The 20206-nt window shown below is 45.1% G+C and carries 16 protein-coding genes and 1 pseudogene; 1 reads left to right on the forward strand and 16 read right to left on the reverse strand.

Translation table 11 applies throughout. The annotated features are described in order from the left end of the window. Positions 1 to 27 precede the first annotated feature (27 nt). The 13 genes from SGRA_RS05835 to SGRA_RS05900 all read right to left on the reverse strand — a co-directional run bounded on the left by SGRA_RS05835 (position 28) and on the right by SGRA_RS05900 (position 13339). Positions 28 to 3798, reverse strand: coding sequence for a baseplate J/gp47 family protein (locus tag SGRA_RS05835; RefSeq protein WP_015691688.1), 3771 nt, complete (start codon positions 3796 to 3798; stop codon positions 28 to 30). Between the two features lie 66 nt (positions 3799 to 3864). After that, entirely contained in the window at positions 3865 to 4281 is a 417-nt protein-coding gene (locus SGRA_RS05840; protein ID WP_015691689.1) for a GPW/gp25 family protein, read from the reverse strand. Positions 4282 to 4473: 192 nt separating this feature from the next. Next, a complete protein-coding gene (locus SGRA_RS05845) occupies positions 4474 to 4764 on the reverse strand; it encodes a PAAR domain-containing protein (protein WP_002657733.1) in 291 nt (96 codons plus the stop codon). A gap of 21 nt (positions 4765 to 4785) precedes the next feature. Beyond that, complete coding sequence (gene vgrG, locus SGRA_RS05850; protein WP_015691691.1) at positions 4786 to 6630, reverse strand: type VI secretion system tip protein VgrG; 1845 nt, start codon at positions 6628 to 6630, stop codon at positions 4786 to 4788. Between the two features lie 36 nt (positions 6631 to 6666). After that, positions 6667 to 6855 (reverse strand): DUF5908 family protein, encoded by a 189-nt coding sequence (locus tag SGRA_RS05855; RefSeq protein WP_015691692.1) that lies wholly within the window; start codon positions 6853 to 6855, stop codon positions 6667 to 6669. 174 nt (positions 6856 to 7029) lie between these two features. After that, positions 7030 to 7719 carry a phage tail protein gene (locus tag SGRA_RS05860; protein WP_015691693.1) on the reverse strand — a complete coding sequence of 230 codons (690 nt, stop codon included), beginning with the start codon at positions 7717 to 7719 and terminating at the stop codon, positions 7030 to 7032. Between the two features lie 61 nt (positions 7720 to 7780). Beyond that, entirely contained in the window at positions 7781 to 8239 is a 459-nt protein-coding gene (locus tag SGRA_RS05865) for a phage tail protein (protein ID WP_002657740.1), read from the reverse strand. 248 nt (positions 8240 to 8487) lie between these two features. Next, complete coding sequence (locus SGRA_RS05870) at positions 8488 to 8943, reverse strand: phage tail protein (protein ID WP_002657742.1); 456 nt, start codon at positions 8941 to 8943, stop codon at positions 8488 to 8490. Between the two features lie 112 nt (positions 8944 to 9055). Beyond that, positions 9056 to 10549, reverse strand: coding sequence for a phage tail sheath family protein (locus SGRA_RS05875; protein ID WP_015691694.1), 1494 nt, complete (start codon positions 10547 to 10549; stop codon positions 9056 to 9058). Between the two features lie 57 nt (positions 10550 to 10606). Further along, positions 10607 to 11734, reverse strand: a complete 1128-nt coding sequence (locus tag SGRA_RS05880) for a hypothetical protein (RefSeq protein ID WP_041329517.1) — start codon at positions 11732 to 11734, stop codon at positions 10607 to 10609. A gap of 309 nt (positions 11735 to 12043) precedes the next feature. Next, entirely contained in the window at positions 12044 to 12604 is a 561-nt protein-coding gene (locus SGRA_RS05885) for a Pvc16 family protein (protein ID WP_015691696.1), read from the reverse strand. Between the two features lie 5 nt (positions 12605 to 12609). After that, positions 12610 to 12867 (reverse strand): hypothetical protein, encoded by a 258-nt coding sequence (locus SGRA_RS05890; RefSeq protein ID WP_002657748.1) that lies wholly within the window; start codon positions 12865 to 12867, stop codon positions 12610 to 12612. A 220-nt stretch (positions 12868 to 13087) separates the two neighbouring features. Next, on the reverse strand, positions 13088 to 13339 hold the full coding sequence (locus tag SGRA_RS05900; RefSeq protein WP_041329519.1) for a hypothetical protein: 252 nt from the start codon (positions 13337 to 13339) through the stop codon (positions 13088 to 13090). 92 nt (positions 13340 to 13431) lie between these two features. On the opposite strand from SGRA_RS05900, the pseudogene SGRA_RS05910 reads away from it, so the two are divergent. Beyond that, a pseudogene (locus tag SGRA_RS05910) lies at positions 13432 to 14738 on the forward strand (IS3 family transposase). A gap of 89 nt (positions 14739 to 14827) precedes the next feature. On the opposite strand, the gene SGRA_RS05915 reads toward SGRA_RS05910, so the two are convergent. From SGRA_RS05915 to SGRA_RS05925, 3 genes are read right to left on the reverse strand one after another with little or no spacing between them, the layout of a single operon-like run. Next, on the reverse strand, positions 14828 to 16747 hold the full coding sequence (locus SGRA_RS05915; RefSeq protein ID WP_015691699.1) for a glycosyl hydrolase family 18 protein: 1920 nt from the start codon (positions 16745 to 16747) through the stop codon (positions 14828 to 14830). Between the two features lie 45 nt (positions 16748 to 16792). After that, complete coding sequence (locus tag SGRA_RS05920) at positions 16793 to 18679, reverse strand: glycoside hydrolase family 18 protein (RefSeq protein ID WP_015691700.1); 1887 nt, start codon at positions 18677 to 18679, stop codon at positions 16793 to 16795. A gap of 36 nt (positions 18680 to 18715) precedes the next feature. Then, positions 18716 to 19756, reverse strand: coding sequence for a hypothetical protein (locus SGRA_RS05925; protein ID WP_015691701.1), 1041 nt, complete (start codon positions 19754 to 19756; stop codon positions 18716 to 18718). Positions 19757 to 20206: the final 450 nt, after the last annotated feature.

Consider the following 20206-nt stretch of genomic DNA (forward strand, 5'->3'; position numbering starts at 1 on the left):
CTAATCGGTTATGTTTTATGCGATTGTTTAATCGTCTAGTTCACGCTCTTCGGTCATTACAAAGTCGCCATCGAGCATCATATTGTCTAGGCCAGCTTTGGCAGGAGACTGGAAAGCCACCTCGTCGAGGAGATAAAGTGGGTTTTTCTCGAAAGGAATGAGGACCGACCAAGGCGTGGTGGCCTTGAGTAAGGGCGAAGAAGAGGTATCGATAGCGGTATCGCCTACATCGAAACCTTCGCCACTGGGGAAAACCTGAACGGCAGAAAACTTAGTGACAAAATCGACATACTCTCTTTTTTCGATAAAGCTAAGGAGAACATCCTTGGCGATAGTACCGCCTAATTCAAGTTCTCTTTGGCCGCCATACATCCAGGGGCAGACAAAGTCCATAATATCCTTATTCAACTTTTTGAGGAAGGTACCGTTGTTCATGCCTTTTTGGAAGCGCAGACCGCCGGCTACTTTCACTCTTTCGTAGATAGGGTTACGGAGTTTGATCTCGACAAAGGGCGAAGCTAGTGGGATGAGGTAATCGCGGATAGCTTCTAGGGTAGCGTTATTCACCATGGGGAGGCGACCTTGGTGAGAAGCTTTAATTCTGGGTACGACCACGAGGACCACCTGTCCTTTTTCTACAAAGGCTTCATTGCCGATATGCGTTACGCATTTCACTTGGAAAATATCGGGAAACTGGTCGAGGACCAGGCGTTCATAATCCCAGGCAGAGACGGCTCTACCTTTATGGCGGAGGCGTTCGCTACTGCGGGTATAGAACTCTTTTTTATTTTCGCCGGGTCGGCCTTCAAAAGAGCCAAAAGGTTGTTGGACCGATCGGATTTGGACCAATGGGCTGGCCAAATTTTTAATTTTATTGGCGGCCAATTTTTCTTCCAAGTGTTTCACCTCCTCTTCGGGGTTTCCGGCCCAGGTAGCCGAAATGGCTTGGGTAGAGAGGTGTAAAACGGTAGGCATACGGCTAGCGTCGCCACGGAGAGAGGCGCGCAGCCAGAACTTTCCTTTATCGAAGATGGTATTATTATCTGAAATATCTCTGGGGATATCGAAAGTGATAATTCCGGAGTTATTAAAGAAATTGGTGGTATCGTTTAGGATTTGGGTTTGCGAAAACTCCTTCCATTCGTCATTAACGAGGAAGCTCCAAACGATTTCGGCCTGTTTGGCTTCGCTACTACGGCCCTTCATCATAGAGAAATAGTCTTGATTCTCTTTGAGTTCGAAGTAGATAGAGAGTGTAGCGGGTGGGTTAAAATCTTTGATCCCAAGGAAGAGGTAAGCATCTTCATCGTAGGCGGGCAGCAAAGTGGGTTTAATTGGGCGGCCTTGAGAGAAGTTGCGCATCACACCGAAGGGGTGGATATGGAACAGCTCTTCGACCACACCGCCAGAGCTATTTACGGTACCGATAGACATGATATTGACTTGAGCTGTAGCGGTATAGTCAATGCTCATATTTCGGATAACGGGAGTAAAAGGTTGGTTGGGGAGTTTCTTTTTCTCCTTAGTTTTGGGGTCTGCATTATGGGCAGCCACATCGGCGTAGAGATTGGGAAACTCATCGTGGGCGAAAGCAGAGGGCGGGTTAGTTAATTCCATGCGGAAATAGCCGGTTTGCGTTTCGCTGGTATAGGTATCAATCTGTTTGAGATTGGCCTGTGGTTCTAGGCCAAAAAGTTTGAGATCGATATTATCTAGGCAAGTAGCATTACTAATGCCATGCACATTATCCTCATCTTGTTCGAAGAGGAAATACTCCTTGACATTATTTTTATTTTCTGGGAAGAACTCCCCTTCTCGGAGGGCCGACAATTTGATTCGGTAATCTTCATTTCGGATACCGAGGCCATACTCTCGATAATAGCCACGGAGGCCTTTTGTATTATCGGGTAGATTATGCCAATTGATATTGATTTTGAGGTTAGTCAGCTCCTTTTTGAAGAGCTCAGTTTTTCCGATAAGGAGATAAGAGCCTAGCTTAGGCGTGGGGCCAAAAGCTTGGAAAGGGATACTGCCTTCTAGTTGGCCGTATTCATTACTTAGGTTTAGGCGTTTGATTCCTTTGACCTCAACATCAATGTTAATGCGTTCTAGGCTTAGCTCTTTAAGGAAAGAGTAAGAGTAGGTTACATTTTCATTTTGGTGAAGGACCTTCATCACGGGAAGGCTAGTATCGAAATCGGGGCCTAGGACATCGGCATTATAGCCCACGATAGCGGGGGCATTAGCAGATACGGTAGCGAGCAGGCTAAACTCGGGGATATTCCAGTTTTCTGGGGGAAGGAGTTCGCAGCTTTTGGCTTCGATCCAGCCTTCTTCTCCAGAGAGGACTAATTTCAGGCTATTTTTAAAGACCTTAGAGAAGGCATCTTCTTTAGATAGGCCTTGATTTCGGCTAATATCCTTAATCAAAAGATTTAGGGTATACATAGAAGACTTATCGAATCGCATGCGCAACTTGATACTACGGTGGCCTTCTTCCATTTCGAGAATAGGCGCAGCCATAGCCCAGCCTACTTCGGCATAGACCATTTGGCGTTCATCGGAAGCTTTTTCGAGTAATTCTTCTCCGAAGGCGGGCCATTCCTCTTCATTATTGATAAAGCGTTTGCCTAGGCCATCTCTAGAGTTGGCGACAGGGGCGGCATACATATTTGTGATAAGGCGATAAGAGCTCCCGATACCGATTTTTGGGTTTTTGCTCACAAAAAGCGTCTTAACTGCATCCACTTTAGCTTGGTTCAGTTCGATACCATAATCGGTTTTATAGCGGATGGGTTTACCATCTTCATCGACGCCAGCGTCTAGGAGAGTGCCAGCGGGGAGGAAAAAGCTATCAATATGTTTGGCCAGGTTAAAATAGACATTTACCTGATCGGGTTGCAAGCCTCTTTCCTGCATTTTAAGCACATCGTAATAATAGAAATCGAGATGCTTTTCGGTGAGGGTATTCAGGTGGTCCTGATTATGTTTAAAGAGTTTCACAAAAGCGATAAAGAGCGCCAAATCGGGGCGGTGATCATCTTTTTCTTTGAGTGATTTCTCTAGATATTTTGGTGCTTCTTGTACGATATAAGAGAGCACGCTATAGAAGGTCCGGAACTGTAGTCGGATCTTCTTGGTATAATCTTGAATTTTGAAGTTAGCTCTAGGGTCTTCTACTTCGATAGCGCGAGCAGAGAGCAACTTTTTAGAGGGGAACCAGATGCTATGAAAATGCTCTTCGATTTCGTTGGGGCTATAGGGGCCTGTTTGGTGAAACTCGAGGAAGCGATCTTGTTCTAGGAGTTCGAGTAAATTAGAAGAGAGCTGTTGTTTGATAGCGTTCTCTAATTCGTTCTCTAGTTCATCGGTATCGCCGGGTTGCAGGGTATTCATTTTGAGGGCATGCACATACCAGTCGTTAAACTGTTTGGCCATGTCGAACACCTGCGTATAGAGGGCCTTAAGCGCTTCTAGGCGGCCTGCGGTACGGGCGGCATTTTCTAGCTCGGTAATATATTTGGCGTGTTCCTGCTCAATTTTTTTAAGATCGGTAGCGATAATAGAGGCCAAGAAAACTGAGAGGTCATTGCGCAAAAAGCGCGACCAATCTCCTGCGGGGGAATTAGTTTGGTCATAAAACTGGACCATTTCGGCATATTTGGCAGAAAAGGCGAGGAGGTCACTAGTAGAGCGTTCATCTACCTTAATATATTCTGGGATGAGAGCTTTGAGCAATCGTTGGCTCTGCGTTACGCCATTCCAGGACAGGCTAGATTTATTCTTTTTGGTACTCATGCTAAGGTGCGCTTAAGAGATGGTTATTGTTGTTCTGATAGTGATAGTAGTGGGGGTCTAAAGGAACTAGAGTTCGGTACCTTCTGCGAGATAGAAGGGATAGACCATATTGTTACGAGCATTTACGCCCTTAATTTCATAGACCACATTGACATTCACTCGGCCACGGAGCTGCTCGCTTTCGTCTACATCTACAGAGATGAGGCGGATACGGGGTTCGTGATAAAGGATAGCCGTAGTAATGAGATCTTGAATTCGGATTCGGGTAGCGTTATTGATACTTTGAAAAGCTTGGCTATGGATATCGCAACCATAGCTAGGGTTCATGATTCGTTCGCCGGGGAGAGTAGAGAGGAGAATATTAAGGGATTCCTTAATATCTTCTTCATCTTGAGACATAACAATTCCGCGGGTAGAGTCGCTAAAGCGGGGCGGGAAGCTCCAGCCTGAGCCTAAAAATGATTTTTGGATATCGTCTGACATGCTTAAAAATTTCTTATCGTCTAAAAATTGGGATCAACTATTTGTCTTAAGTGCGGACTTGGGTGGTCATTGGCCTAGCGCTGCGGAAGGGTGGCCCGAAGGGCCAGACCGAAGCCCGCAGGGCTGAAGGGCCGAGCAGGCTTGCGAGCCCTGCAGCATAGCGCCGCAGCTTTGCTGCGGAGGCCCCAAAAACTACCCAATCAATACAGTAGGAGCACCAGCAACTACAGCACCGCCATGGCCACAAGAGTCGCCAATACGGGCAGCGGGTTTCCCCTCAATCATGACCGTTCCAGAGCCAGAGGCAATCGAATCGCCTGCGCAGGCACAGACGGCAGAATCGCCGAGTCGGGCGGCTGGAATTCCGGTAACCATGACGGTACCGGCACCGCTAACAATGGGTCCACCTACATGAGGTGAAGGACCGGGGCAAACGGCGGGGCAAACGTGCATATCGCCAATTCGAGCAGAGGGCATTCCCATAACCTATTGATTTTAATACTTTTAATTAATCTTCACTATAGCACCTTTCACTTCGCAGAGTCCGCCCCCTTCCAATTTGGCCGAGGCAGAACCCTTGAGTTCCATAGTGGTAGAGCCTTCTCCTTTAACGGCTAGGGCCTTAATAGAGAAGTTGGCGACCGCCTCCATTTTGGTATCGGACTTTGATTTAGTCTCGATGTTAATGTCGGCCTCCATTTTAATATTTTTCTTGGCTTTAACGACAAAGTCGCCATCGGTCTCGAAGAGAATCCCGTTCTTATCCATCAACATTTTGTTGACGTTTACGGGGTCTTCAATCAGGATCGTATCTTCATCATCATTGAGCTCGATAATCATCTTATCTTCTGTAATGATCTTGACAATATTTTTGCCTGGATCATCCTGAAGTTCAATCCGGGTTTTCCCCTTATTGATAGAAATCGCCTTAAAGATGTTGGGATCTGCGGGAATATGCGTTTCCTCGGTCGTAATTCCTCTGCCGCTACTATACATAGAGCCCAGAATGACCGGATAAGTGGGGTCCGAGTTGAAAAAGCCAACCACCACCTCATCCCCTACTTCGGGATAGAAAACAAAACCGCAATCTTCGGTAGCATAATAATGCGCCATACGGGCCCAAACGCCCTCTCCAGCTTGGTCATCAATAATAGGGATATTGATGAGCACGCGAAATTCGCCATCGGGATCCGAGTCAATTTGCTTGACCACCCCATGCTGAAGCCCATGAATAGCGGGCAACATTCCGCCTGCGGGCCGAGAGCTAGCCGTAATATTGGCCTCCATATAAGGTTGGGGATCCATGCCCAAGCCTACCTCGGTCAACCATTGGCCTTTCATGACCGTATGGCGAATTCGGCTAACATAAGCATCGCCGACAAAGCGAGTTCCAAAGCCAAATAGCTCAATCGTTTTACCCAATTCCGCCTTAGCAGAACCATAAAATTTGAGGCTCCCTCGGATGCGAGAAAGATGTCCTCTTTGGTAAACCGAATCGGCCCAAGACTGAATCACATCCTTAGTCACTGGCGGAGTTGTTTTGACCGTATTTTTGGGTTCAATCACTGCGCCCAGCTTTCCGGGGTCCAAATCGCCCTGAGCATTTACTGTAGGTTTGGCCCCATCGGCCGTAACAATAGCCAAATCGGTATGGCTCCAACAAGTAGCGCCCACCTCTGTATATTGGTAAGTCGAATCGATATTCATATCCATCTCCACCAAATCATTTCCATAAGAAATGACCAGTTCAGACTTTTCGCTCACCGTAGGTTTCTTAATCGTAATTTCGCCATCATTGATAATGGTCACCAAGCTATTCACATCGGCCCGAGACTGAATAAAATCCCAGTCCGTACTCCAATACTGAATCAGTTTTTTGTGTGTGCCCGAAGTCCCTTCCACATCTGCAGAAAGTCCAGCTTCACTCACCACAGCCGAAATAATATCCGAGTCAGCCTGATCATAAAACACCTTGTTTTTACGGCCAACCGTTAGCTTGAGCGCCTCATCCTTACACTTGAGCACCAAAGAGGCACCACTATAATTAGACTGCTTAATACCGTGCTCCACCAAGATCCCCTTATAAAGAGTTTCCTCCTTACCTGGGCCATATCCCGCTTTCACCTCTACCTCCTTGCCCGGCTCAAACATGGCATCTTCAGAGGTAGGAAACTTTTGCTCCCGAGTATCTCCGTCCTTGAGTGTAATACGAGCATAAGGAATTTTATTCAGCTCCTTAACAATATCTACACTCTCCACGACCATTGTTTTAGGCACCTCAGTTCCATCAATCAGTACAAGTACCGACAAATAGCCTTCGCCCATGCCTTTTACTGGAGAATCTGCCATTTTTCTTTATTTATCTTCTAGTTAATTGAGTCAATTCTATCGATTCATTTTGTACTCCCAAGCTTCCATTGCTCGGCGCACCGCTTCCTGAATCAAGATTTCTTTATCTTTTTCGGTCATGCCTTTCCCCTGTTCCTTTCCACTTCCTTTTCCCTGACCTTTGCCCCCACCATTTTCTGCATTCACATTGGTGTTGACATTCATTTCTTTTACTGTTACTGCCATAAGCTCTATATTTTTTTGCTGTTTTTAAGCAGGTTTTTTTGGGGCCTGCGGGCTTCGCCCGCCGCTATGTTGCAGGGCTCGCAAGCCTGCTCGGCCCTTCGCAAAAGCTTCGCTTTTGCTCGGTCTGGCCCTGCGGGCCACCCTTCCACAGCGCTAGGCCAAAAACGGCTTCGCTTAATGGGCCACCACCTTAGAGAAAGCGTAAGAAAGTTCAATTTCTTGGACCAGCAAATCCTCTGAAGTAGAATTGAGCGAGCTCAAGCTCATTTTAGAGGGATAGGCAAAATTAAACTCCATAGAAATCAAAATTTGCGGCTTTCCAGATTGCGTCAAGTTCGGGTGCATTACATTTACCTGTACCCCCTTGAGCTTAATCTGCTCATTCCAAGAAGCCATGGCCTCAAAACTTTCTTCACACCATTTGGTCCAAGGATCCGAGCTTTTAATGACATCTGGGCGCACCAAGCGCTTTAGCGTAATGGCCGAGTTTTTCATTTTATCGGGTAAGTCAATTGGATAATTATATCCCCCCTCATTATACGTCTTCTTTCCCTCCAAACCAATCTCCAAACCACTCACCTCAATAAAGGAGTTATGAATATTGGTATCGCCAGGAGTAGGCAAGCCATTGGCTCCGCCACCGTCTATCTTATTGATTGCCTTTTTCATCATTCCTCCAATCATTCCTCCTACAAAGGTATCTACAGCCCCTTTAGCAACTCCCGCCAAAAAGCTATTCCCTTCATGCTTCTGATCATACATCTGCACATCAAAATAAAAGGCCGGAATGGGCGAGGTCGTTTTTTCGTCCTCTTTCATGACTTCATCTAAGAAGCGCTCAAATGGGCTAATGGTATTATTCATATCTTATTGGGATTATCTACAGCGATTGGTCTAAAAGTTAATGTGCTAAGCGGTCTTTATCCTAACCGCCCACCTCCGTTTCAAAATGACGGAAGGCAAACTCCATTTCTTCTACTGCCACCTCATTTTCAGATTCGGCATCAAAGTTAGAGGGAATATATTTTGTGATAAAGGCCTTTTCGAGTCGCCAGATAAACTGCGTCTCCATATTGTGGTCCAAAAGGTGGATTTCAATAGTTCGGCGAGAGGTATACTCTCGACTCACTGCCACCTGGTCAAACAAACGGCTCATTTGATCATCTTGAGAAAACGATCCTTTTTTAAGGGTAATGCGGCTATACTGCAACATACCAGGCATACGCTCCTTTCCAAAAAAGGGAGAATTACCATCTCGGTACTCAATCACCCCAATTTCTGCCTCCAAACCATCTACAGTTTGAAAAGACATTTCAATTGGACCAATAAACACCCGAAAGCTAAAGCGCGTTAGGGGCCAAGTCATTGTGGAATCTGAACTCATAACATCTATTTTTAAGAAAGCGGCTGCCCAAGTTAACTAGCTAAATACTAGGGCCAAGGCAAAGTTTTTTTGGGCCTATGCCCTGAAAATAGCGCTTAGCGATACTGCCTTTCATTATCAAGCAGTTAAGACCTGCTATAAGTTAAGCGCTTTAGGCTACTAAATTAAAGAAAAAATCTTAATAGCACAAAAAAAACCTAGCAGGTTTTTACCTGCCAGGTTTATTTTATTGCTAAGCTAAATTAAGCTTATGCAGTTTCCATAGTCCACTCTTCGCAGCAGAACTCAAGTTCTTCGATAGCGACTTCAGAGTCAGCTTCTGCGTCAAAAGGAGTAGGAGTAAACTTAGTAACGAAAGCGTTGAGTAGCGTCCAAGTGAAAACGATCTCATCAGCTTCATTCATCAAGTGAATGATTACAGTGCGGCGCTCAGTGTGCTGGTGGTCAACTGAAAGCTCTTTGTACCACTGATAGAGGTAGTCATCGCTCTGGAAAGTACCCTTCTTCAAGGTGATGTTGCTATAAGACATCAAACCGGGACGCTTAGTCTTGTAGAAGTTGGTAGAGTTACCTGCGCGGTACTCCATTACAGAAATCTCAGTCTCAAGACCTTCGATTGTCTGGAAGCCCAAAGTGTTGGGGATATTGTCAATCTCGATAGAGAAATAAAACTTAGGCAGTGGCCATTCTGTTGTTGCAGACATGATATATGGCGTTTAAAAGTATGATCTAAATTTAAAATGTTGATGCTCTCTCGTTTGAGCCCAAGAGAAAGGCTAAATGCTTTAGATGTCATCTCTAAGTTAAGCGCAAAGCTTACTCAGCAGCACCGGGCATTTTTTGCTGGAAGGTGATAACGATGAATTCAGCAGGACGAGAGATAGCTACTTTCACAGAAACTTTCATGTAACCATCTAGGATATCCTGAGGAGTCATAGTTGTACCCAAACCAACCTCAACTTGGAAAGCCTGATCTTCAGTAGCACCTACCAAAGCACCTGCTTGCCACTGGCTACGCAAGAAAGAACCAATCATTGATTTAACTGCGATCCAAGTGTTAGCGTCATTGGGACGGAATACGAAGGGCTCACAAGCGAACTTCACAGACTGCTCCAACATGATCATAGTACGACGTACGTTAATGTAGCGCCAGTCTTGGCTGTTACCGTCTAGCGTACGAGCACCCCATACCAAAGTACCTTTTCCAACGAAAGGACGGATAGCGTTGATTGCTTTACCGCTCAAAGGCAAGTTCAAGTCTTCTTGCTCAGTAGCAGAAATGTTCACAGTAGGTCCAGTTACAGAAGAAACTGATACGTTAGCAGGAGCTTTGAATACACCTACAGTACTATCTACCAAAGAGTATAGACCAGCTACAGCGCCAGAAGGAGGCAATACGTTCAACATGTCACGCATTTGACCCAATACATCATTGTATACAGGGCTTACAGCCTTCATGATGTTGTGTACAGCAGTTACGTTAGCATCAGCGTCAGCCATCTTAGCGATTTCAGCTTTGATCAACTCACCTTTTTCAGCTTTAACGAAACCAGCAGCTACGTTGTCATCTACTTCTTTGTTAAGCAATTCAACGAAACCTTCTAGGTTAGCAACGTTAGTGTAGTCAAACTCATCAGCTTGAACAACAGTAGCTTTCAACCAAGGGTAGTAAGCTGCACCGAAGTCTAGGAAGTTGTTGCCATAAGCCTCACGAGCGCGAGTTACAACATCATCATCTAGCATGCTGCGAGATTCGTTACCGTTCCATACGTCAAGGATAGCGAAGCGGCTGCGAGTGTCAGCACCACAATGCTTCAACATTGCTTGTTGTACTGTAGCACAGTCACCTTCTTCCAAAGAGATAGCATCGGGAACTACAACCAAAGTAGGCTCTTGCTCCTTCAACAAAGCAGTGATACCACCACCGTTCTCAGCACCCACTAGGGTCTTGGGAGAAACGTCGTCGTTGTATCCACCAACAGAAACGATGTAGCAAGTTCCACCGCCGTTAGCGTAGAACATTTGAAGGCTACGGAACAACATGTAGTTACCGCCATCAACAGAAACGGTGTAGTTGTCGCCTTCAGCATCAACGTTGAAAGTAGTTTTGGGAGCACCACCGAAGTAAGATAGGTACTCAACCAAAGAAGTAATGCGCATTGGCGTGTTGGTCAAGTCGCGCTTACCAGCAGCGGCTTTCTCAGTGTGGCCAATGAAAGCAGGGATAGCAGTTCCTACTGCTACAACAGAATTCGAAAAGGCGCTTTTTTCTTCGATATAAACGCCTGGTGTTGCATACTGTTTTGCCATGATTTAATTTATTTTGAAAAGTTTAATTGATTTACAAATTTATTTTTTGTCATCTGATTACAAATATACAATTATTTCGGAAAATACACCATCCTCAACGTTAAAATCTGTTTTTAATATTGATTTTGCTGAATGATTAGGTAAATCTGTAATCCATTCGATTCCATTTTTGCCTCTTTTGGTCCGTAACTTAAAGCGACTCAGCTGTTTTTCCTTAAAAGGAACAGGCTCTGAAGTTTTGACCAAAACGGCCAATTCGCCAGAAGGCATAAGTACCTCCTCGGCCTCTTCAAAGTCTACTGTCTCGCCAGCTCGACCATTATCGTAGGCCTCATGTCCTTTGTGCTGCTTATCCTCAGTCATTTCTACTATATAGTAATGCCAAGGTAAAGCCCTAGCTGGAAAATGGATATTATACTCTCTTTTGGTCAACAACTTTCCCTGCTCATCAAAAAAGCGGTAAGGGCTGTCATCCTCCTTATCTATATAAATATCCACCACTCCCCAAATTCCGGCAGTTCCCTCAGGAGCCAAATAAAAAGTATATTCTTCCAAACCATCTAGCTGCAAAATATACTTACCGGCAGGGGCATCAGGGATCACTACATCCACATGAGCATTTTCGCCCTCCTGTTCCAAAAAGAAATAAGACTGGCCCAACTCATCTACCACCTCGATTTCCGCATCCTCCTCTTCATCATCAAATTCGTAGCGGAAAACAGGGCCTTCAAGCGGTAAGCGATCCATTTCAGAAACCAACTCATCATTAGACAAATTGCCCTCCTCATCTTCAATCTTATCTTCGGCCCGATTTGTAAAGTGATAAATATAGTCACCAAACTCATAAGGGAGGCCCGTATAGTTAAGGAAGAAAGCATCTTCTACCTTCATCCAAAAACTCAACTTCAAAGGTTTTTCCAAACTTTCTAAAGCGGGCCCTCCAGAAACTGTCTCGCCATAACCAATCAGCAAATTATTGCCCTCAAAGGCCGTTTTAAGCTGTGTTTGCTTTAGGCGAAAAACCGTATCGGAAGTAGGACTAAGAACTACATCTTTACAGATCTGCTCATCAAAGTAATCGTGCAGTATCGCTATGTTTAATAGCTGATTGTAGCGAGTTTGAATGTTCAGCAGCATATGATGCTCCATCGGATTCCGTCGCCTGCTAAATTTACGTCTCTTCATTAAGCTCTTCTGCTTTAAGTCCCTTAAAATTAGAGAATTTAATTTTGGTCTGCAAAGTTTATTCGCAGTTTTTTTTCATTTTTTTTAATAAAAGCTAAAATTTACGTTGACTTAACATTTTTCGTAGATTTAGCTAATATTACTTTGCCATTAGTTAAGCGACAAAGCCCAACTACAGCCGCCCTCATTTGGCCTAGCGATGTGCAGGGGTGGCCAAAGGCCAGACCGAAGCGCGCAGCGCTGAAGGGCCGAGCGAACAGCGAGCCCCGAAACGTAGCGCCTGCCGAAGGCAGGAGGCCCCAAACCTTCCTAAATCTTGCGAATAGAAGGAATTTCTGGCTCGGGCTTTTTATGCTCAATCGGAATTGTTTTGAAGCGGTAGAGCACCGAAGGCAAATACTTGGCCCCTACCCCATTCCAAACATTAGAAATATCACGAAAATCTGGCGATACCATTTCGGCAACCAAACGCGTGAGAGTGCCCGAAAGTGCCGGCGTATTTTGCTCATTAAAAACGCCTTGGCGGCTTTGGAAAAAAGCAATGACTGAGCTGACAAACTTAAGGCCCTCCAGATAATTTTCATTGGTAAAATAGGCCGAAAACAACATATATATATTGACTTCAACCGGGGGCGTCACCTTGGTAAAATTCCCTCGCTTATTCGGTTGATAAGTCGCCGTGCTGCTCTTATTGCGCTCGGCCTCAATGTTAATGATCGTCATCACGATCTTATCGGCCTCTTGCACCGCCATCGAGCCATCGGCATTAACCAAATGCGAAATGATGACCTTATCCTCTAATATATTGTGTTTAGACTGCAAAAAGCGGTTGAGCTCGCCCACCACCGCCGTGACAACTTTATCAATCATAATCCTTATTCTTCTTCCTCCTCAGCTTCTGGCTGAGTCAGTGTTTTGATAGAAAGCGCAATAAAACGCATAATATAGATGCCCAAAAAGGAGGTAAAATAACCAATCAAGTACATCCAGAACACCCAGTTGCGCTCAATTTCACTCATATTCACCACCTCTCTGGTATAACCAAAGAACCAAAGGAACACCACCGCCATGGGCAGCGAGACGATCAGGGCCACAATTAGCCAAATGAACTCTCTTGCGATTATTTTAAACATGCTCTATTTTTGTTAGCCTCGATATCGTACAAGGTTGTTTTTGATTTTGATTTTTTGGGGCTGCCCCTCCTTTCAGTCGGGTCGGGCTGTGCCGCAGCTCGCAGTTCTGCTCGGCCCTGCGCTTTTTTCGCTTCGCTCAAAAAGCTGGGTCTGGCCTTCGGCCACTGCTATCCATCCCTCAGCCTGCGGCGGCTTTGCCGCCTACTCGCCGCAAAAGGACCTAAGGTAATCGTTTTTGTTGGCGCTTGAGCAGCATGCTCGCCACCCAAGTTAAGAGACCGCCCAAAATGGTTCCGACCAAGAAGGTGGCCACCCAATTATTGAACAAGCCCAAATTATTGCCGATAAACAAAACAATTGTGGCAAAAAGGACCAAATAGAAAATCCGGAATGCGCCACTGTAAAACATTACATCTCGCACCTTCCAATCTAGTAAAGAGAAGGCAAAACCCACAGCCATAAAAAACAGCATGGCCAAAAGGGTCGAGAAGACTACGCCATTGGCTTTTTTAATTTGGTAGGTGTCTTGTCCTGATATACTGATACAACAAAAACAGAAGATAGATGGAAAATAAAGAAGGTCAGTATGTTAAGCGGACGCAAAAAGATTATACCTTAGCTTTTAAGCTCCAAGTTGTGTCGGAAGTAGAAAATGGCGAGATTGGATTAAGGGCGGCTCAACGGAAGTATGGGATACAAGGAGACAGTACAATTCGGACATGGATCGAGAAACATGGCCAATACGATAAAAGCTATAAATTAAGAAGTATGAAGAAGAGTCCAGAACAAGAATTGATGGAGTTGCGTCAGCAATTGAAGCTTTTAGAGAAGAAAAATCGTCGCTTGGAAAAGGAGCTAAATCAGGCAGATAAGAAGGCCTTGTTTTTTGATATGATGATAGATATAGCGGAAGAAGAGTTTGAAATTCCAATCAGAAAAAAGTCTTTACCCGAACAGTTGATAAATTCCAAAAAGAAGAAAAAATAAGCTTAAGTGGCTTATGTCGATTGGTCGGGATAAATCGTCAGCAGTACTATAGATCGAAGGCGAAACATAGATCTAATCAGGGTTTGGCAGAAAAAGTAGTTGCCTTAGTTCAAGAAGTACGGAACAAAATGCCTCGCTTAGGAGGCCGCAAATTGTACCATTTACTTCAATCTGAGTTGAAGGCTCTGCGAGTAGGCCGAGATAAGTTTTTTACTATTTTGCGGGCCAACAATCTGCTAGTTCGACCTCGAAAGAACTATCATACAACGACAAATTCCTTCCACCACTACAGAAAGCATAAGAACAAGATAGCTGATTTGAAAATTTATCGGCCAGAGCAAGTCTGGGTTTCAGATATTACTTACATTGGAACGAGAGAAAATCCAATGTATTTAGCCTTGGTCACAGACGCTTATTCTAAGCAAATAATGGGATATGATGTCTCTGACAGCTTGAGCAGTATTGGCTCTATTCGAGCCTTAAAACAGGCTGCAAAGCGTCGTCTATATCCTAACGAAGAGCTGATTCATCATTCTGATCGGGGCATTCAGTACTGCTCAAATGATTATCAGCAAGTACTCAAAGAGCTAGGCATAAGTTGCTCTATGACTGAGTCTTATGACCCTTATGCAAATGCCGTAGCAGAGCGAATAAATGGAATATTAAAGCAAGAGTTTATTGCAGATTTTTTCCATTTAGGGCTAGATGCGATGAAGAAAATAGTGGCTCAAAGTATTGATATTTACAACCAAGCGCGGCCACATTGGTCTTGTCAATTTATGCCGCCTGCTGAAATGCACCAACAACAAGAGCTCGAATATAAGAGCTATAAAAAGAAAACAACTCTAGCCCAAGATCATCTTAAGCCAGAGTTGTTAAATTGACAACAAGTTATTTCCGTAAGATTTTTTGACCTTTTTGAAGGAGGTCAAAATCTTCCAGAATAACTTTTCACCCGTATTTAATCAGAATTTTATTGCTTTAAATTCTGTATCAGTTTTTCAGGACGGGACAAGGCAATCGTATAATGGATTTTATTGCTCTTGGCCACCTTATAGCGTTCAATTCGCTCCAATTTAGTATTCCAGATCTCTCTAGCGGCAAATTTTTCTTCTAAAGTTCGCCAAAGCTCGGTATAACCATGATCATAGCTGAGGGCCCAAACGGCCACCCCGCCCATTTTCTTTTCTAGCGCAAGGTCCATTTTCAGGCCCAAACTCGTAGAATTATCAAAGTAAATTTCTTTCAAGGGGTTGCCTAGGGTATCTACCAAAACGCCAATCATACTATTGTGCATTTTATCGTAACGCACCTTAAGGCGGTTGGCCCGGGCCAAATTCCGAATTTCAGAATAGGCCATATAGCCTTCAAAGCTCACGCCCTTATCGCCTTCTAGTGCCCAAACCGCACCATGATAAGGCAAGCCCAAGACCAAGCTAGTGCTGTGCTTGGCTCCAATTTCCTGAACATATCGATCAATGGTTTCCTCCAGACTCTCTTCCAGGCTATCCGATTCGGAGATAATGCCCTCTAGGCCAGAAAAAAGGTCAAATTCATGAATTTGAATGGTATCCTGCTCCGGCTCAAACAAAAACATATTGATCGGATTGCGGGCCGCATAATATTTGGCTAGCTCTGCCCGGCAGGCGGTTGCTTTTAGGGCGCGGCGCAAATAAGGATTATCTCTTAAATCTTGAGTTGCTCGGATAATGCCCAAAACGGTCCCCAAATCATAGGTATTATACTCCAGATTGGTAATTCCAGCTCTGAGGATATACATATTTAAGGTATCGAGCAGCTGCTTCTTATAGCTATCGGTATGTAGTAGGTCAAGGCTTTTAATTGCAGAAGAAGTGCGGAGCACCGAATCGAGGCTAATATTTTCTGAGTAGCTCATATAGCTACGCTTCCATTTGGCCTCTGGCTTGAGCAAGGGCGTTAGGGGCACCTTACTTACCCCAGTGGGGCGCAGATGAAAATTGTAGGCGGAGACGATAAAAACGTCTACCCAATTTTGCAAAAAGCCTAGGTCATAGACCTTTTCGGGATCGCGTAGCGGCAAGCTCATCGCGATAGTAAAATTGGGATTTTCTTCTCTGAGGGCAAAAGAAAGCTCTCGGACAAAATCCTGAAAATCGTTTTTATACTCAATCGGGAGTTCTTCAAAGTTAATTTCTACCCCATCGCCACCGGCATAATTGAGCACAGAAATAAGGCTATCAATTAGGTTGCGTTGGACCACCTTGGCCGAGGTAAAAAAGATTTCGCTACGTTCTCCTCTATGGCAAGAAAGCGTCAGCATAGCTTTACAGCTATCTTTATGAGCTGTTTTTACAAAGTCGCCATTTTTAAACTGATCAATCGCTTCAAAATCTTCATAACCGCCGGTAAAGGGGTTGAGCTTATAGGCATAAAAAGCGGCATGAGTAAGCAGGCCAAAATTATAGTTATGAAACTTATCGCCTGCCCAGGCGGGGTGCCAACCCCAAACCACTAAATTTTGTTTACTGTTAATCTGAGTAGACTGCACATAGACGGCAGGTTCTTGCTCATACATTTCGTCAGCGCCCAAAGGTTTTTCGTATCGAGAGTAGCGGCCCTTAGCCATTACCTTTCGATCGGTTTCCGTAGGCATGCCCCACCAATGGCGGGCTAGCGTTCTGAAACGGGTTTGGCTCAGCTCCAAGACCACCTTATTTTCAATAATGGTATCTTTCTCGCGCAGCTTTTCGAGTCGTTGCAAGCGCAACTCCGAAGAGTCTTCAGCTGTAGGTCTTAGGATTTGGGTGCCATTTAGCTCACTACCATCTAGCTGTGCCAAGAGCGCAGTAGTTGCCCAGGCAGAACAGAAAAGGAGGAGAAAAACGGTCCGTGTATGAGTCCAGATCAACATAAGTCTTAGGAATAAAATCGTCTGAATAAGAAATTGGGGTCTACATTAAGGGGCTTTAGCTTGCTGCTTATCCACCAGATAGATGACGCCATAAGTAAAGAAGCCACCAATCACAAGGCCGAGCAGCAAAATAGAAGCGCCACCACGGAATAGGCCATAATAAGAGCCGACCATGAGCAGTAGTGCCGAGAACCAGCCCAAGTAGATCATTCTAAAACGACCATTGGCAAATAGGGCTCTACGCACCTGCTTATTAAAGAGTGCCATGCAAAAGCCTGCAGAGGCAAAAATGGCCCAAAAGAGCAAGACCGCTAAAAGGGTGGCCCCCCAGCTTCTGGCTGCTTTACTGGCTGCGCCTAGCTTTTCATAAGATTCTAGCTTGGGCATTTCTATGGTCGTAAACTCTGAAGAGAGGGTATTCCATACATTATAATAGCCCAAATCGTAGCCCAATGGCCAAACCCCTACTCCAGCCAAGCCCATATCATTGATAAATTGATATTTGAGGCGAAGCGTACGCACATCATCATAGTAGAGTTCGGTACGTTCTATATCATCAATTTGTAGGGCGCCCCCTACTTTCTTAAAGATCGTATCTTCTTTGGCCCAAACATAAGAGTAGTAGTTAGAGTCAATGCCCACGGCCGTACTATCTCGCATCACAAAATCATTTTGGATTTTGCTATAGGGCACATAGCCTTCTAGATCAAAGCCACGGTTACTACTTTTCCAGAGTGTTCCATAGTTAGGGAGGGCCAAAATGAGTCGGTTGGCCGCATCTCGACCAATAGAGGCAATATAATGCTCTACCGACGAGCGAATATCTTCTTCGCCAGAGGCGGCGGTAAAGTTCAGCGGGGCCCCGGGTTTCTTAATAATTTCGCCCGTTTTGGGGTCATTGTGGTAATCTACGGCCTTAATGATAAAGAAATCGACATGTTCCTTCATTTTGCCCAGATTAAACACTCCTTCAATATCTACAGCCGGAACGCTCATACAAACTGCTAGATCTGGCGAAACTGCTCTTAGGGTAAAGGAGAGTTGGCGAACAAACTTCATGAACTCTATCTGGGCTAAGGTGGGCACATTCTCAAAGTTAATCTCTACCCCATCGGCCTTAGAGGTATCCATCAGGTAGACAATATTATCAATGAGATTTTGCCTTTGCTTGGCATTTTCGGGAGCTAAAAAGAAGGCATTGTTATCATAGCTATGGCTCGTAATACTAAGCAGCACCTTACAGTCTTTGGCATGAGCGGTGGGCACAATGCCATTATCGGGATCATCGCCCCCCAAAAAGTCATGAATAACGGTAGAGTCTAGCGCTTCTCCAGTATAGGGGTCAATATCGTAGCCATAATAGGCAATGGCCGAAAGCAGGCCATAGTCATAAGTTTTATAGGCGTTACCATTAAAGTGTGCATGCCAGCCAAAAACAGTGACAAACTGGCTAGCTGTTCCTTTAACCAATTTGGGCACTCGAAACTCAGAGCTATCAATAGCACTAATAGAATCTCTTTGGCGCTCAAACTTAAGTTTAGCGGCTAGGTCGGCATCGCTAGGGGTCATCCACCATTGAGTCAAAAGGTCGATAAAACGCTCTTTGTTGTTGGGGTTTTCAATCTCCCGCTTTGCGTTTTCGTCCTCAATCAGTTCTTCTAAGGTAGGGTCATATTCCCGCTCAAAGTCTTCTTTTTTGAAAGAGGGCAACTTTTTATACTCATCTGATTTGGTCCGATAAGCATTTTTGACCGTTGTTTTTCGGCTTTCAAACTCATCGCGCAGGGCCCGAGTGGCTTTTTTCTCTAGGGCGTTGCCTCCGCCTTTTTTGGCGGTTTGGATGGCAATACGGCTTTGGCCCCAGCTATTACTTGCCAAAAACAAGCAACTAATCAGGAGCAATTTAGCCGTTATATGAATGAAAATTCGCATTTCGTTCTGCTTTTCAAATTCTCAATGGGCTATAAATTAGCCTTCTTCGGTCTTAAATACGGGAATCTTTTTCTGCAAAAAGATTTCTTGGACGCGTTCCCGCTTAATAATCTCCAAGATTTCGGCTCGTTTGAGTTGAAACTTGGCCACCTTGATATAGACCCGGACTCCGGTGACCGTATTGAGGTTTCTGAAGCACATTTTGAGCTGCTTATAGGTACCCGCTTTATAGGCGGGAATCACGCCAAAAGGAGGCGGATTGAGGCCCTGTGTTCCTACATAATTATCGTTAGCTCGAGGGTCTTTAAAGTCGTATCGGAGGTTTCGGGCCAAAGAGTTGTTGGCCATAGGGAGGGTTTCGGTCAGGCCCAGGCCGTAGGCCATTAGGGGTTCAGACACCTCGGCGGTAATCCAGCTAAGCTTAGGGTTGGCCTTTAGGTTTTGGTAATCTTGATGGGCCTTCTCGCCAATGCCGATCCAGTAGACGGCATATTGATAATCGCCATCGAGTAAGGCTTCTGTGATACAGCTATCGGCTAGCGATTGATAATCTAGGGCGGGCTGTAGGTCCAGCTGAATTTCAGTAATATCTGGATAGGGAATAGTATCGGGATAGGCGGTGCGCATGGTATCAATAGAGGTCGTGACCATGACATCATCTAGGACCAGGGAGTCTTGAAAAGACATGGCTGGAAATTTATAGATTTGCATCCGAAAGGTCCGGCCCAATAGTCCTCTATTTTTCATCACGAAGTTGTGCGTTCCGTCTTTAGAGGCCATAAAAGACTCTCGTTCTAGGCTGCGCACTTTTTTCATACGCATTTTAAATTGAGTGCCAGGCAGTTCTACGATGAGGCGCCCCAATTTGCGGGCCCCAATAGTCTGCATATCGATAACTATTTGCTCGCCTTGTTTGAGGTCGTAAGAGAGCACCTTTTTTTTCCAGGCGCCCAATTCTACGAGTTCATCAAAAAGGACAATTCGTTCGTCGTAGGAGTTTTGGGCCTGTAGGGGGCTATATAGCAGGCATAATAATAGGGCAAACCACTGCCAATGCAGCTTTTTGGGTATTCTCATATATCCGTAGCATCTAAGGTTCTGAAGCAAATTTGGCAATTAAAAGTATAGTGTGTGGGCCAAAATCTGCTAGTACAAGCCCAAATTAAAGCTTTTTTCAAAATTAACCTTAAAATTCTAGGGCCTTTTCTAAACAAAACCTTAAAGGTCCATCAATCGTCTACCCTTCAAAGTTTTAGGGCCAAATATTTTCTGGATTTTCTTTTGGGGCTGCCCCAGCCTTTGGCTGGGTCGGGCTGTGTCGCAGCTCGCTGTTCGCTCGGCCCTGCGGCGGCTTTGCCGCCTGGGTCTGGCCTAAGGGCCACTGCTTTCCATCCCTCAGCCGAGGCGCTGCGCGCCTTGGCAGGCGGCTTTGCCGCCTGCTATATGAATGAGCTGAGGCCCGGAGGGCCGAAGGCTATGCAGCTAGTGTTGGCCCCCAAGGCCAACGCTAGCTGCCCCCAGGCGGAG

The sequence above is a fragment of the Saprospira grandis str. Lewin genome, from assembly GCF_000250635.1.
In the GTDB taxonomy this organism is placed as follows: domain Bacteria; phylum Bacteroidota; class Bacteroidia; order Chitinophagales; family Saprospiraceae; genus Saprospira; species Saprospira grandis.

Coding starts and splice junctions, on each gene's coding strand:
- SGRA_RS05835 (WP_015691688.1), bottom strand. CDS start 3,798: ATGAGTACCAAAAAGAATAAATCTAGCCTGTCCTGGAATGGCGTAACG.
- SGRA_RS05840 (WP_015691689.1), bottom strand. CDS start 4,281: ATGTCAGACGATATCCAAAAATCATTTTTAGGCTCAGGCTGGAGCTTC.
- SGRA_RS05845 (WP_002657733.1), bottom strand. CDS start 4,764: ATGGGAATGCCCTCTGCTCGAATTGGCGATATGCACGTTTGCCCCGCC.
- vgrG (WP_015691691.1), bottom strand. CDS start 6,630: ATGGCAGATTCTCCAGTAAAAGGCATGGGCGAAGGCTATTTGTCGGTA.
- SGRA_RS05855 (WP_015691692.1), bottom strand. CDS start 6,855: ATGGCAGTAACAGTAAAAGAAATGAATGTCAACACCAATGTGAATGCA.
- SGRA_RS05860 (WP_015691693.1), bottom strand. CDS start 7,719: ATGAATAATACCATTAGCCCATTTGAGCGCTTCTTAGATGAAGTCATG.
- SGRA_RS05865 (WP_002657740.1), bottom strand. CDS start 8,239: ATGAGTTCAGATTCCACAATGACTTGGCCCCTAACGCGCTTTAGCTTT.
- SGRA_RS05870 (WP_002657742.1), bottom strand. CDS start 8,943: ATGTCTGCAACAACAGAATGGCCACTGCCTAAGTTTTATTTCTCTATC.
- SGRA_RS05875 (WP_015691694.1), bottom strand. CDS start 10,549: ATGGCAAAACAGTATGCAACACCAGGCGTTTATATCGAAGAAAAAAGC.
- SGRA_RS05880 (WP_041329517.1), bottom strand. CDS start 11,734: ATGAAGAGACGTAAATTTAGCAGGCGACGGAATCCGATGGAGCATCAT.
- SGRA_RS05885 (WP_015691696.1), bottom strand. CDS start 12,604: ATGATTGATAAAGTTGTCACGGCGGTGGTGGGCGAGCTCAACCGCTTT.
- SGRA_RS05890 (WP_002657748.1), bottom strand. CDS start 12,867: ATGTTTAAAATAATCGCAAGAGAGTTCATTTGGCTAATTGTGGCCCTG.
- SGRA_RS05900 (WP_041329519.1), bottom strand. CDS start 13,339: ATGCTGTTTTTTATGGCTGTGGGTTTTGCCTTCTCTTTACTAGATTGG.
- SGRA_RS05915 (WP_015691699.1), bottom strand. CDS start 16,747: ATGTTGATCTGGACTCATACACGGACCGTTTTTCTCCTCCTTTTCTGT.
- SGRA_RS05920 (WP_015691700.1), bottom strand. CDS start 18,679: ATGCGAATTTTCATTCATATAACGGCTAAATTGCTCCTGATTAGTTGC.
- SGRA_RS05925 (WP_015691701.1), bottom strand. CDS start 19,756: ATGAGAATACCCAAAAAGCTGCATTGGCAGTGGTTTGCCCTATTATTA.